12 protein-coding genes are annotated in these 14,384 nt (G+C 36.9%); 4 read left to right on the top strand and 8 right to left on the bottom strand.

What is annotated here, in order from left to right:
* Positions 1-21: 21 nt before the first annotated feature.
* Positions 22-279: a hypothetical protein gene (locus tag ABJQ32_10035; protein ID MEP5289980.1), complete on the top strand. Its 258-nt coding sequence runs from the start codon at positions 22-24 to the stop codon at positions 277-279.
* Between the two features lie 426 nt (positions 280-705).
* On the opposite strand, the gene ABJQ32_10030 is transcribed toward ABJQ32_10035, so the two are convergent.
* Positions 706-1,935, bottom strand: a complete 1,230-nt coding sequence (locus ABJQ32_10030) for a type II toxin-antitoxin system HipA family toxin (GenBank protein ID MEP5289979.1) — start codon at positions 1,933-1,935, stop codon at positions 706-708.
* Positions 1,932-2,240, bottom strand: coding sequence for a helix-turn-helix transcriptional regulator (locus ABJQ32_10025; GenBank protein MEP5289978.1), 309 nt, complete (start codon positions 2,238-2,240; stop codon positions 1,932-1,934). Before ABJQ32_10025 ends, ABJQ32_10030 begins: the two co-directional genes overlap by 4 nt.
* 217 nt (positions 2,241-2,457) lie before the next feature.
* Between ABJQ32_10025 and ABJQ32_10020 the strand changes: the two genes are divergently transcribed.
* Positions 2,458-2,754 (top strand): hypothetical protein, encoded by a 297-nt coding sequence (locus ABJQ32_10020; GenBank protein MEP5289977.1) that lies wholly within the window; start codon positions 2,458-2,460, stop codon positions 2,752-2,754.
* Between the two features lie 32 nt (positions 2,755-2,786).
* Here the strand turns inward: ABJQ32_10020 and ABJQ32_10015 are convergent, their stop codons facing one another.
* From ABJQ32_10015 to ABJQ32_10005, 3 genes are read right to left on the bottom strand one after another with little or no spacing between them, the layout of a single operon-like run.
* Positions 2,787-3,281: a GNAT family N-acetyltransferase gene (locus tag ABJQ32_10015; GenBank protein ID MEP5289976.1), complete on the bottom strand. Its 495-nt coding sequence runs from the start codon at positions 3,279-3,281 to the stop codon at positions 2,787-2,789.
* A gap of 6 nt (positions 3,282-3,287) precedes the next feature.
* Positions 3,288-4,364 carry an acyltransferase family protein gene (locus tag ABJQ32_10010; protein MEP5289975.1) on the bottom strand — a complete coding sequence of 359 codons (1,077 nt, stop codon included), beginning with the start codon at positions 4,362-4,364 and terminating at the stop codon, positions 3,288-3,290.
* Positions 4,364-4,936 (bottom strand): ankyrin repeat domain-containing protein, encoded by a 573-nt coding sequence (locus ABJQ32_10005; GenBank protein ID MEP5289974.1) that lies wholly within the window; start codon positions 4,934-4,936, stop codon positions 4,364-4,366. The genes ABJQ32_10010 and ABJQ32_10005 overlap by 1 nt, the downstream gene beginning before the upstream one ends.
* A gap of 205 nt (positions 4,937-5,141) precedes the next feature.
* On the opposite strand from ABJQ32_10005, the gene ABJQ32_10000 reads away from it, so the two are divergent.
* Positions 5,142-7,208, top strand: coding sequence for a helix-turn-helix domain-containing protein (locus ABJQ32_10000; protein MEP5289973.1), 2,067 nt, complete (start codon positions 5,142-5,144; stop codon positions 7,206-7,208).
* Positions 7,209-7,221: 13 nt separating this feature from the next.
* Here the strand turns inward: ABJQ32_10000 and ABJQ32_09995 are convergent, their stop codons facing one another.
* Positions 7,222-9,297 (bottom strand): histidine kinase, encoded by a 2,076-nt coding sequence (locus tag ABJQ32_09995; protein MEP5289972.1) that lies wholly within the window; start codon positions 9,295-9,297, stop codon positions 7,222-7,224.
* 262 nt (positions 9,298-9,559) lie between these two features.
* On the opposite strand from ABJQ32_09995, the gene ABJQ32_09990 reads away from it, so the two are divergent.
* Entirely contained in the window at positions 9,560-9,925 is a 366-nt protein-coding gene (locus tag ABJQ32_09990; GenBank protein ID MEP5289971.1) for a TfoX/Sxy family protein, read from the top strand.
* Between the two features lie 126 nt (positions 9,926-10,051).
* Here ABJQ32_09990 and ABJQ32_09985 read toward each other — a convergent pair whose 3' ends face one another.
* Both ABJQ32_09985 and ABJQ32_09980 read right to left on the bottom strand, forming a co-directional pair.
* Positions 10,052-12,871, bottom strand: coding sequence for an insulinase family protein (locus tag ABJQ32_09985; GenBank protein ID MEP5289970.1), 2,820 nt, complete (start codon positions 12,869-12,871; stop codon positions 10,052-10,054).
* A gap of 150 nt (positions 12,872-13,021) precedes the next feature.
* Positions 13,022-14,374, bottom strand: a complete 1,353-nt coding sequence (locus ABJQ32_09980; GenBank protein ID MEP5289969.1) for a RagB/SusD family nutrient uptake outer membrane protein — start codon at positions 14,372-14,374, stop codon at positions 13,022-13,024.
* Positions 14,375-14,384 lie beyond the last annotated feature (10 nt).

The raw sequence follows: 14,384 nt of genomic DNA, 5'->3' as shown, positions 1-14,384 counted from the left end.
CATTGATATGTAAAAACTAATTTGGAACTAAAAAAAGAGAAATTCTCACCAATGAATTTAAGTTGTAAAAAAGAACCAGCTTCAGGAAACAACAAATCTTCAATCATAGAACAAGCCGAAAAGTTATTAGAAGAAAAAGCAAGACTTCTTTGTGAAAGAGGCTTTTGGCCTAAAAAAAGTATAAGACTAAAACATAAAGAAATCAACGAAAGGCTTGAGGCTCTTGGTGTTTACCAGGGTAAAATAGATCGAATCATTATTGAACATAAAGTACGCTAGACAATCCATTTTTTAGAAAAATGCTCATTGAAACAAGTGCTAAAAATGTGTTCAAATTTTAATAACGTTATATATAATAAAATAAAATCAGATATGTACACTTTTAACAGAATTAATCGCAAAAAAGAAAGAAGACGAGCTCGCTATGTGAGCATATTTATGATCGTATTATTACTTCTGAGTTTATTCGTTTTCGTTTTCAACTAACAACATGAAATGAACTTAGACTCATGAAATACTTAAGATGGTAATGAATCAGAATAGTCCATTTTTTAGAAAAATGCAATGAAGGTGGCTCGTATGAGTCACCTCTGGCCTGCCTGCCTTTTCAGGCTAGGCTAGGTGAAGGAAGAATCTCTCATGATTTTCAGTATATACGCATTTAAGAGCAAGAGATCCTTCATAAATTCAGAATGGCCTCTTTTGTTATTTAATTTTTGACATTCTCTCTTTCACTAGCGTGATTGATGAAGCACTAACAGCATATTCATTAGCCAGAACGTCCCATTTGTTCAATGCACTACAGACTTGATCAATGATGTCGTTTATTTTTGATTGATTCAACTTCATATCTAATCCGAGCTTTATTAAATGTTCGGCCTTCGGATTTTGCCCTTCTCCCATGACCATGGTACTTTGGTGACCACCGGGTCCTGATGAGAAAGTGAGATCGTATGCTGGTGAGAGCTTCCATTCTCCTAAATCATCCATCAGAAAGGAAAAATTTTTACCATGGTCATCTCTGTTATGAGATAAGACGTTAAACACTGCTAAGCGAAACAATTTTTCAACCTCTCTCAGATCCTTGGTTAGTACTCCGGTAAGTGTGGCTATATCTTCATAATCTAAGGATGGGATTCTGAAATTGGCGTGTAGCAAGCCACTAGCAGTGTGCATATGTAGCCGTTTATTGTTGCTTCGATCAAACCTCTTGATCGCAAAATAGCCTGCCCCACGGGAAGATGAAAATAAGTGAGCATCTGTCATCGCTATACCAGCCTCTTTAGCCATTAAAGCATAGACATATTCGATAGCACCAGCATCAACTCCATCTCCTGAATTTGGAAACTTGACGATCCAGTGTTCGAAACCTTCTAATAAATCATGTCTTCCGTGAATGATCTGTTTTCTAGATTGATCAATACCTATAAGAGCCTTTGGACGCGCGCCTGCTGAAGATCCGTTGAGATCAATAAGCTCTTGTAACACTTCATCAGCACCTCCTTTAAGTACTTCCTGACTTTGTTCCGCTAATGCATCGAGGTTTATTGCTTCTCCTGATTCTTCTATAGCTTGATCTGGTTCGTAAATCAGTGCACCAAGCCCATTTTTACCTACATGTGCTAGCCGATCTATGGAGGAGAATTCCTGAGGAAGTAGATTTTTACTTTTTAGGAATCGATCCAGCAATAGCCTTCCCCACCCATCAGGTAAGCTGTCATTAAAAACTCCAGGTAATCCTTCAAATAAGGTAGGATCAAAAGTTTGCAATCCTGGCTCAAAGGACATTCTAATAGGAGAAATGTTTAATTCCATTTCAAGAAAATCACGATCATATTCGAAATAGATCAGAGAGTCTCTTATGGCTAACCTACCGACAGGAATTATTTCCTTATCAAATTGAAGGCCGACTTTGATTTGGTTTAATGATTTCATTTTTTCCACCCCCTTTTCCGTTCATTTTTGTTTTTATTATTTACCACATCATCGATGGAAGAGAATTCCTTTTCTGTGGGTTTTGTAGCATCAATTATGCTTTCCAGTGAATCTAGTATTAAAGAAATCTTAAGAAAAGATTCCAACGAGATTAGCCCCTTTTGCTCAAATTTCCGGAGAGTAGGCAGGCTAACGCCAGAACGTTCAGATAACCCTTCTTGTGTAAGCCCTTTTTTAAGTCGCAAAGAGCGCATGTTTTCAGCTATTATTTTTTGTGCCTTTGAAGAAGTTATAAGTGATATCATAATATTAATTATATAATAAATATACTAATAAATAATATCATTGTATTATTTAATTTATTGTAAATCAAAAATCTATCTAGGAATTGGTTTTTCAGTTCTTCACCTATACTTTATATAATACATACTGTTCGTCTTTAGTAAAGTACCACTCAACGATTTAGGGGCTTTCAATACTTTTATTGCCTTTTATTTTGAAAAGCGTTAAAAGCTAATAATCATGAAAACGAATACGATTAATAAAATAAATAAATCTACTTCAGGTCAATTTTCACTTAAATCCAAGTACGGAACCTATCTCAAGGAGAGACTTACATCTGTCTATAAAAACTATTTTCCATTTGAAGAATTGAGTCCACTCGATCATTACCTAAAAGAAGAAGGCGTATATGCTGAGCAGGATCGTTTTGGTAATCCAAGAGTAAAGGTTCAGATTAAAATGAATCCATTGAGAATTGAAGTGCAGGAAATGGCTAACCAAAAACGAAGGGTAGTTTGGCAGATGGTTGGTGTTTAATCATTAGATACTTGAGGGATCTTCAATTGAATTTAATAATACCTATAAACCTCATGTGGTCCAAAATTGAGTAGGTCAATCACCTTTTCATATTTAGCATCAAGCTTGAGCGCTAACCTCTTAGAAGATTCATTGTCAGAGTCTATGTAGCTTACAAGACTCGCTAATTTCAATTTATTCAAAGCAAAATCTCGAACAGCTATTCCTGCTTCAAGTCCATAACCCTTACCTTGAGCATGAGGCAACAGCCAATAGCCAAGCTCTGGTTCGGGCCATGGATCGGAATTCCAGAGGCCTACAGCACCAACTAGGTTTCCAGAAGATATTTCTTCGAGGGCAAGGTATGAGTAACCAAAGAGTTCATAATGGCCGATATATGTTGCCATTAAGCGCCAAGAGTCTTCGGTGTTTTTCAGCCCGCCCACGAATCGAGCATTCTCTTGTTTTGAAAAGAAATCAGCTATATGCTGAAAGTCATCATGCTTCCACTGCCTGAATTTCAGCCTTTTGGTCTTTAGGTTGATCATGTTTTTTTAATCCATAGGAATGCCAAATCTATCAACGTTATTCTTCAACCCGAAAAGAGGCCTCAGGAATTTTATTCTACGAATGATAAATTCATAAGTCAACATACTGCCCGTTAAAGTGAAAATGTTTAGCAAAATAAACAGTACACCAACTGAGATATCCATTGGAAAAAGGACATATGATCCAATATATATAAATACCATATGGACAATGTAAACGGGATAAGCTGCTTGACTCAAATAGCTGAGTGCTCTGCTTGGTTTATTCAAATACATGTAACCAAATCCAAAGACTGTAAAAACCCAAAGACATGACTCAACCGCCATTAGATAATTTGGTGTTCGCAACTCAAAAAACAGCAACCTAATAAGATAGAAAAGGATGGCATGTATGAGCAGTATCCATCGCTGCTTCTTTACATTTTCCCAGAAAGCATCTCCTACAAATACACAACAAAAACCTGCAAGGAACGCGACAAACCCGAGCACAAATCCATGCCAGGTCATCGCATAAACTTCAAATTCCTGTGGAGCCATAATTTCTGCTTCCAGTATAAAAGGAACCATTAAAAGAAGGAGGCTCCATGAATGACTAAACAGCTTTTTTAGATTTTGGCTAATGATTCCCTGACTGTTCCGCTTTAGGAAAAAGAAGATAGGAAAGAGTGCCAGCACATAAACAAAAATGTTGCCTAAGAACCACAGGTGGGCAGGACTGAAAGTATGTTGAAGCTCCTGAGTGTAATATTTCTGCCATATGAACACATGAATAGGAACTATAACTAGTATGCCAAAAATGAATGGAAGCAATATTCGTTTAGATCTTTCAATAAGAAGTTTTTTCCAACTTCTGCGTTGTATGGCAAACCACACACCCATGCCTGAGACAAAGAAAAGCAAAGGAATTCGCCATATGTTTAGCAGAGACATAGGGATCCAGATAGCTTCTAAGGGTTCATTGGTTTGGATAAAACCAATGAATACGCCCCAGGGTTGAAAGCCTATCGCTATGTGATAGATCAATAACAAACCTATGGCCATCACCCTTAGCCAATCAATGTCATACCTTCTTCCAGCTATCATTATTTGCGTGCTTTTATCATTTTCACAATCACTGGGCGTGTTTCCTCAACTTGCTTGTAATCTAATTTCAGACCCAATGGACCTAAATCTCTACTGATCTGATCGTAAAAAGGCTTAACTTCTTTGAAAGGAGCAGAAATGGATTCCAGAGCAGTTGATCCATAATTATTTCTAATGGTCACATCGGCTCCCCCATCAAGCAACATTTGAGCTATTTCCTTTCTACAAAAGAAAGCAGCAGAATGGAGAGGAGTAGAGCCATCACCACTTTTTATGTTTATATCTGCCTTAGCATCGATTAAGAGTTTAGCAATCTCTGGCTTATTGAAAATGGTCGCAATCGTTAATGGCGCTGATCCATAATCATCTTTTTCGTTTAAGTCGGATTTTGATTCTATATGTTTTTTCATCGCTTCTACATTTCCGATAAATGCAGCTTCATGAATGGTCATAGAAGGTGTTTTTGTGGACTCTGATTGCCCTTTGGAATCACATGAAGTAAATACAAGTAGTCCCATTATTAAGATGATCGAATACTTTTTTCCGAAAGAATTGTTTTTAAATGGTTTCATAATTTTTGTGTTTTAATTTTTGATAACACAAAGGTCTTATAAGAAGGAGAGGGGCTGTTAGTAGCTATGAGACAAGATTTGTTAACTATGAGTTATCTCTTGAAACTATGAGCTGAGACTATAAACTATGATGCAAGCATATGTTTTCTTGTTGCTGGACGGCATTAATTTGACGATCATTGTTGCTACTTAATCACGACTGTACATGGCCGATTTCCTTCATCCAGAAAATGATTTCCTGCAAAAGGTCATAGCGATCGTTGAGGAGAATCTCTCAGATGAAGATTTTGAAGTACCTGATCTGGCGCAGCAATTAAATATGAGTCGATCGAATCTCTTAAGAAAAGTAAAGAGTTTATCTGGTCTATCTGTAAGTGTTTTCATCAGACAAGTAAGATTGCATCATGCCAAAGAATTGCTCAAAGCAAATTCCCTGACTGTTTCGGAAGTCTCATTCAAGGTAGGTTTTGGCAGTACATCCTATTTCACAAAGTGCTTTAGAGAGACGTTTGGATATCCACCGGGGGAGCAAAAAAATCAACTTAACATTGATCATCTGGATGACTCTAGTGTCAAACCAAGGCGTACTATGGCTAAGCTACTTTTGGTTATAGGGGCTTTGATTGCTAGTGTATCGGCAATACTACTCACAAGAGAGTATTCAACTGTGCTTGAACTGGATAAATCCATTGCAGTACTGCCTTTCAAGAATGATAGCAATGACTCCTCCAATGTTTACATTGTCAATGGACTGATGGAAACGATACTGGACAAGCTTCAAAAAATTGAAGATCTGAATGTCACTAGTCGTACAACGGTAGAAAAATATCGAGGAGCTGTCAAAACCATCCCTGAATTGTCTAAAGAATTGGACGTAAGCTACTTTGTAGAAGGTAGCGGTCAGAAGGTTGGTGATCAGATATTACTAACCATTCAGCTGATAGATGCAAAGAACGATCGTCACGTATGGTCGCAGCAATATGAACGTGAGGTTAAAGATATTTTCAAATTGCAACAGGAAGTTGCCAAAAACATCGCAAGTAAGATTGAGGCAGTAATAACTCCTGAAGAACAACAACGAATTGAAAAAATTCCTACAGAAAATATGATAGCTTATGATTATTACTTGAAGGGACTAGATTTGACTAAAGAAAATACCCACAATGAAGATTCTTATATCGATTTGTTGGAAGCAATTTCATACTTTAAGAAGGCCATTGAAGAAGACGAAGAATTTGCACTTGCTCATGCTTACACAGCCATTTGCTACTATTACCTGGACCGTTTTCAAGCCAATAAGCAATATGGATTAGAAATAAACACCTATGCTGATAAGGCACTTTTGTTTGACGATGAGCAACCTGAAAGTCTCATTGCTAAAGCCTTGTTTTATATGCAGGACCAACAGTATGAACTTGCTGCAAATTACTTTGAGAAGGTGTTGACCTTTAGCCCTAATTCTGGATGGGTACATAATAGATTATCAGATATTTATAACGATTACTTGCCAAACACAGAGCGTTACTTGAAACATGCGTTGCGAGGAATACAGGTCGCTATTTCTGATCAAGATTCTGTAGAAGCGAGCTATACGTATCTGCATTTAAGTAATGCGTTGATTGAAAATGGATTTGTGAAAGAAGCTGAAAAATATGTGCTTAAGTCATTAGACTTTAACCCTCAAAACCTGTTTTCGGAATACCTCCACACATATATCAAGCTGGCTCAAAATTTTGATCTTCTTAGAACCAAACAGGAACTTATAGCTACTTTATCCAAGGATACCACGAGGCTGGACATCATTCAGGAAGTTGCGAAAGTCTGCTACACCATGGAAGACTATGAAGAGGCATGGATATATTATGATAAGTTCATGCGCATCAAAGAAATGTTAGACCTGGAATTGTACAATAGTCAGGATATTAATATTGCTTTTGTGCTTGATCAACTTGGTGAACATGAAGAGGCAAATAAGATGTATGAAAAATTTCTTACCCATGCAGAAAACGATCCTACCATTTATAAGAATATGAACCTTTGCGCTTACTATGCTGCCAAAGGAAATATTGAAAAGGGGATGGAATATTTGAAGCTATTTACTGAAGAAAGAGATTACTTCTATTGGTTGATTTTGTTTCTTGACAAGGATCCAGTAATCCTAAAACTTTCAAGTCACCCTGACTTCAAAAAAACACTTGATGAGATCAGTGAAAATTTTTGGGTTCAGCATAAAGAGGTAAGAAAGATGTTGGAAGAGGAGGATCTAATTTAGCATGTCATAAGTCTTATGCTGCGATTAATTTGGTTGGCAAATTTAAACTCACTTTGTATCCTTTGATTTCCCCAATATCATTGGTGATATTTTCAGTATTGAACGATAGGTTTGCTTTAGCTGTTAATCGCATTTTTTCGAGTCGTTCACGTGTGATTTTGGTCGCTAAAGATTGATTATTCTGAGCTTTAATTAATTTCTCTGTTATCCCAGTGCCACTGTCTTCTATTTCTAGTCGAATGAGGTTGTCAGAAGTTCTTAAAAACTTAATCTTTATTTCGTTCTTCTCTTTTTTGAATAAGCCGTGTTCCAATGCATTTTCTATGAATGGCTGAGCGAACATGGGAGGTATACCATCATAGGCTTCATCCAACGATTCATCTAATTCGATGACATACTTAAAAGTATTTTTAAATCGTAGTTTCTGAAGTTCGAGATAATTTTTAAGCATACTTACCTCTTCTTCAACAGGGATAAATTCTTCTCTTGAGTTTTCTAAGATCTGTCGCATTAGCTTACTGAATACACCCATGTAATCACTAGCTTTCTCAGGGCTTTCTGTCAAGATATACTGCTGGATTGCACCCATTGAGTTGAAGATGAAATGCGGGTTGAGCTGTGAGCGTAAGAAACGTTGTTCTAGTTGCAGCGTGGCTTTGTCCTTTTTGATTTTGTACTGCCGATAACTTAAAAAACCTCCACCAATAATGAGTAATACCAGCGAAGCTCCACCTATTAAATAGCTATTGAATTTCAATGATTGAATTTTTGCAGCTTGTTGCAAGCTGGCAATTTCCTGTTCCTTCTTTTCAGTTTCGTATTTTGTTTGAAGCTCAAATATATTTTGTTTGTTTTCAGCGGAGTAGATACTATCCTTTAAGTGAGTTCTCAATTGATAATAATGTAGTGCTTTTTTATACTTGCCTGTCGTCTCGTAAAGATCCCTGAGAGAATTATATATTCTAAGTCGGTTAATTACATCGGATATAGAATGTATAGGTAATTTATCTATCGAGTTTGCATAATATAAAACTCGAGAATTTTGTCCAATCTTTGAGTATACTAAAGCTAATGTAGCGTATAGGTCAATCCTCAGAGAATGGTCCACATCATTCACGTCGCTTAGAAGTCCTTCATTGAGGATAAGTACTTTCAATGCCTCGTGCCATTTTTCCGCGGTGATATAGGCGTTACTTAACTCCATTCTGGAGTCATAGATTTTTCCGGGATCACCCAGAATTTCTCTGATTGCTAAGTCTTTTTTATAAAGAGTAAATGCTTCTTCATAGTCTTCTTGTATCACTGCAATATCTCCTAATAACCCATATGACTTGGCGATTCGATATTGATTATTCTCCTTTTCTGCATACTCTATGGATTGGAAAAAGTGATCTTTGGCTTTTTCTAGTTCATCCATATCCAACAATGTAATTCCTATATTTTGGAGGGTTACAGCGACATGAGTGAACTTCTCTTCAGCCAAATAAATATCTAAAATCTCATAGTCAGCTTTTATAGCTTCGGCTTCATTTCCTAGGTAACTATGTATAACACCTATGTTGCCAATAGTTGCTGCCAGTCCATGACTATTCTGGATCTTTGAGAAGGTTTCTTTAGCTTTTGTTAAGTAAACAAGAGCACTGTCGTATTGATACATATCCGCCTCATGATGACCCATTTGCAAATAATTATATCCCACTCTTTCCAACGCTCCATACTTTAGATGTGTGCGTAAAGATTTCTTTGTATGCTCTTTTGCAGTTTCAAGATCCCCAATTTCTCGATGAATTTCACCACTGACTTCATAAAATCTTGCTTGCTTTTTTGGGTCTTTACTGTACTTTTCATTTGCAATATTCTTCATCTTTTCTAGAAAAAATTGAGAAGAATCTAGATTTACATATGAGTAAGCTAAGGCTAGGTCCATAAATGCGTAAAAAGCAATCGAATCTACTTCTGATTGACTTTTGATGATTAGTTCAGGAATTTGGTCCGCTTTGCTCTGAGTAAAACCATTTAAGCTCAGTGTAAGAATTGTAAAGAACAAAGTAGTTCTAAATAGGATGGCTTTTTTTGAATAATGATTCATAGCAGTCGGCTTTAGGTTGTTAGACTCTTTTTCAAGACGTCTGATTTAAAAACTTGGGTGCTAGTAAAATAGATATACACACTTAAATTAGTCTAAAGATAAAACTGCAATCTACAAACTAGTTGAAAGGGTGCTGAATGTAAAATGTGTTAGCAAATTTTCATGTAGGATAATATGGACTTAATGTTTGTCTGATTTTTACTATTATCTACAGATGACCTCTTGTACTTTTAATTAAAGCTTGATTATTAATCTTTAGAAAATGACCAAGAAAAAAGTAAAAGAAATCCCCGAGGATAAACGAAAACTATATGAGGAATTGATTCAAAGTATTCCCGAATTGGAAGTAAGAAACAATTTTGGATTTCCTTATACTTCACTAAACGGGCATATGTTTTCGCTTTTGTCAAAAAGCGGATATGTTGGTATTAGGCTACCTAAAGATGAACGAGAGCATTTTTTAGAAAAACATAATTCTACTCTGTATCAACCTGAACCAGGACCGCTTTTGAAGGAATATGTCACCATTCCGGATATTTTGTTGGAAAATCAAAAAGAATTGGAACCATACCTTGAACTTAGTTTAGCATACATCAGGACATTGAAGCCAAAACCTTTGAAGAAATAATGGTTTGAATAATGTTAGATAAGAATAACTCTTGGTACTACCGTCAGCTTTTTTGAAAATGAATAAAATAGAACCAGCACTCTTTAGTGCTAGTTCTAACATTAATAAAGAAAGTATAAGAGTATTCTATTTTTTGTCCTCTGGCAAAAGAATGAATTCTGCATAGTTGCTTCCATCAAAATAGGTCTTGGCAGCTTCTTTTAAATCGTTGATAGTTAGTTTTTTAATTTTTTCTTCTGCATTAAGTGACTCTTCTGGATTTGTACCATATATGTAAGCATTTTTTACAATACCTTCCCAGTAGCCGTTATACTTTTTCCTATCCTTCAGGTTGGCTAGCTCAGCTTTCTTAATTTTCTCTAAATCGATTGCTGTAGGGCCATTTAGTTTGATTTTTTCTATCTCCTCAAGTACTTTGTTTTTCAATGCATCAATGTTTTCTGGCGCACAGGTAAAACGCACATTCATGCGGTACCAATCATATGGTCTGTCGGTTGCGAAACCGGAAACCTGTACCCCATAGACCCCTGACATTTTTTCTCTCATTTCTTCATTGAGCTTTATTCTCAAGAGCTTGGCGAGTAATGTCATTTTCTTTCTTTCTTCAGGAGAAAAATCAAGAGTTCCTGTGAATCTCATATCCACCTTACTTCTCTCATCAATACCTTTTATGATGGTTTCTTTGATTACTCCTTCGGGACGTCTAAGTCCAATATCCCTCCATGTACTTATTTCACTTGTATTTGATGGGAGGCTTCCTAGGTATTGTGTTACATGCTTTTTGAGTGTATCTATTTCGAAATTCCCAATAAATATGAACATAAACCCGTTAGCTGAAGAAAAACGTTCGGTATAAAAATCAAATGCTTTATCCAGGCTCAATCCTTTTTCAATTTGCTTTTCGGTCAATTGAATAGATCTTAAATGATTTTGAGACATTACCTCACTTATTTTATGCTCAAATAACGTGTTGGGATTGTCATCAGTATTTTTCGTTATGGCTATCATCTTTGCCTTTCGACTCTGAAAAACGCCTTCATCCTTGTTTGGAGAGGTGAAATAGAGATGTGTCATTTGCAGCATCCTTTCCAGGCCTGTTGTAGAGCTAGAACCTCTGAACAGATCATCATAAAAATTGATATAAGGCGTGACACGAACCGTAATGCCCATATTGAGTTTCTTTAAATCTATGGCTGAAATATTATTGATTCCACTGGCTCCAATAATGGTTCCTGCATTGCGAGCAGATACATATAAATCATCTGGTGCAATGGAGCTTCCGCCAGGTCGAAAACCGCTCATTGATATGATGTTGTTTTGTAGGTCGGTAGGCTTTGCTATGATAGTTACTCCATTGGCAAACCTCCATTTCGTCATATCAATTTCATGATTGTAAGTTGTTTCTACGATAGTGCCAGACTCAGGCTTGGTTGTCATTAACTCAACAGTTGCCAAGTTGTCCTCGTAGGCCTCAATCTCTTTTGTGGATACATTTTTTAGGAGATCAATAAGCTGTGCCTCGTTTGGGAGTTCCAATGATTCCTTGTCAGGAGCATTTAAGACCATGGCTATATTTTCCTCACCGATCCATTTTTTGCCAATTTGGTTTACCTCTTCTAGAGTGATATCGGGAAGAATTTCAGATAGAAATTGATAATTGAATTCGTCTGAAGGAATAGGTTTTTTGTCCGTAAAATTGTCTATGTATTTTTCCAAGTAATACCTGGAAGAAAGTTTGCCGGTTTCTTTTCTTATTGTATTGGCACTGTTTAGCAGTAGGGCTTTGTATCGCTCTAGTTCGGACGAAGTAAATCCATGTCTTCTCGCTCGTTCACTTTCTATGAGTAATGCTTCCAGACCTTCTGATATCTGATCCTCTTCCAGATTTACCCTTAAAAAGTAGCTGTCTTTATCAGCTAAAAAACTACCAATGCCAACGAATGCTGATAAAAAGGGGGCATTTTCTCCAAGTTCTACCTCGGATAGTCTTTGACGTAGCATTCCAGTGTATAATGCTCGTACAAATTGTGTTCGGTAATTCTGTAGTGTCTTAACTTCTGTTTTTTGCTTTTTGTAATAAATGGATGCATTTACGCTTGTAGCTTCTGAATCAGTGATGATGGCAATGGCAGGTTCTTTATTTTCGGGAATACCATAACGTATTCTCTCTCTCTTTTTTCTAGTAGTTGGTTTTAGGTTTTTGAATAGTTTTTGAATGCTCTTTTCTACTTCTTCTACATTGAAATCTCCAACCAATACCAGAGCCATCAAGTCAGGCCTGTACCAGTCCCTATAGAATCTTTTCATAGCATCGTACTCCGAATTCATGATTACATCCAATGTGCCTATTGGAGATCTTTCTGCATACCTTGAGTCATTAGCTAGAATAGGTATTGATTGATAATACATGCGCATACCGGCTCCACTCCTTGCTCGTAGCTCCTCAGCCACTATGCCTCTTTCATTGTCAATTTCCTCATTGGAAAATGTGATGCCATCAGCCCAGTCACGAAGTATTTGCAAACTGGTATTGAATATCTCTTGATTATCGGTTGGGACGGAAAGTTTGTATACTGTCTCATCAAAACCTGTATGAGCATTTAAGTCAGCGCCAAATTCAATTCCTACACTTTGTAAATAATCTATCAGATCATTTTTTTCAAAGTTGGTTGTACCGTTAAATGCCATATGCTCAACAAAATGAGCTAACCCCAACTGATCTTCATCCTCCAGGACAGAGCCTGCATTAATGACCAACCTGAGTTCTGCTTTGTCGGCTGGCTTTTTATTTTGTTTTAGGTAATAAGTGAGACCATTACTTAGCTTTCCGATTTTTACTGTTGGGTCTATGGGAATTTTCTGATTGAGATCAAAAGAAGTTTGTGCCAACAAAATGTTGACACAAACACTCAGATATATAGCTAGTAGAATATTGATTTTTTTCATTGTGTGAGATTTATGAATGTCTTACAAATTTTTATTGCCAGTTGAATGACTGAAGACGATGGTATAAATTCAGATATTCAGTTTTAAATAATGACACCCCCGCCGGTAAGCAGGAATGCCATTCTCTACTTAAAATATGAAGAGTAAATTCTATTCGTAACCAGGATTTTGATCGGTTAATGAAATATTGCCGTTTCCGTTTATCTCTTCCTCTGGTATCGGAAGTATGTATTGATTAACACTTGTAATGGAAGGCTTCAGTGTCATTGCTTTATCAAAGCGGATAGCTGCGAACCATTCGCTACCATTCTCAAATGCAAGCTCTCTCACAATTTCATCAAAGATATCATCACGAAGATCTTCTATCGTGAGTGCAGGAGAGTCGCCAATTCCTGCACGATTACGGATGATATCCAAAGGTGCTTTACTGTCTGCTAGCGTAGCTCCACTAAATGCCAACCCTTCTGCTTGAATTAAATACATTTCAGCAAGCCTTATGTAATAAGTTGGCCGAAAGTTGGCCACATTATTCACTTTCAGACCTACCGCTGATGTAATGCTGGTATACGTCAGTGGCTGCCTAGGATCACCTGTCATCAAAGTTTCAAACCACATTGTGCCAGCTCTACCTGTATAAAAACGTTTTCTGTTATTTTGGTCAGTATCGGAGTTTTCATCTCTATGTGTCATGAAAATCATTTCTGATGAATTTAGGCCAGTACTGAAAACAGAAGCAAAATCTGCTTCAAGATCTCTGGTGCCATCCATTATTACTTCGCCGGCTAGTGCTGCAGCTTCGGCATATGCTCCTTGAAACAATAAAACTCTGGCTTTTAGCGCTTTTGCTGCAGTCTTTGAAGCTCTAAAGGTAACCGAGAAGTCAGGAGCATTTTCAATGGCAAAATCCAGATCCGATAGGATCTGTTCATAACATGCTGCTACTGTACTTCTTTCTTTGGATCTTGTTACAAAATTCGAAGGTTCGGTTCTGAGCACTATTCCCAGATTGCTAGACTGATCATAAAACTGACCATAGTATCTTAAGACATCAAAGGTGGCCATAGCTCTTAAAAAACGAGCTTCGCCTAAAATTTCTGCCTTGTTATTGCCAGAAAATTCATTATCTGGAAACTCAGAAGTCAAGGTAATGACGTTATTTGCTTGATCCATAACTCTGTAAAAGGCTGTCCAAAAATTCTTAATAATAGAATTGTCAAACAAAAGGTCATTCTCCCTTATTTGATCATGGCTAACCCCTGCTCCCGATCGACTCATTGAGCCAATAAGAGCACTCGGAATGTGCTCATAGTCCATATAATAGGAAGCACTCACTCTGGATATAATTAAACTATAAACACCATTTAATAGTGCTTCAGCATCTTTTTCCTCTAGAATGACATTTTCTGGTACCAGATTGTTTGGCGGATCATTTTCTAGTACATCTGTTATTTCACAGGCTGTGATTAAAAATAGGACTGCTATATATATTGATATTTTTTTCATGATTCTTATT

Source organism: Marinobacter alexandrii (assembly GCA_039984955.1).
GTDB lineage: Bacteria > Bacteroidota > Bacteroidia > Cytophagales > Cyclobacteriaceae > Ekhidna.
The sequence above is the reverse complement of the archived record's forward strand: the minus strand, read 5'-3'. Positions and strand labels throughout refer to the sequence as shown.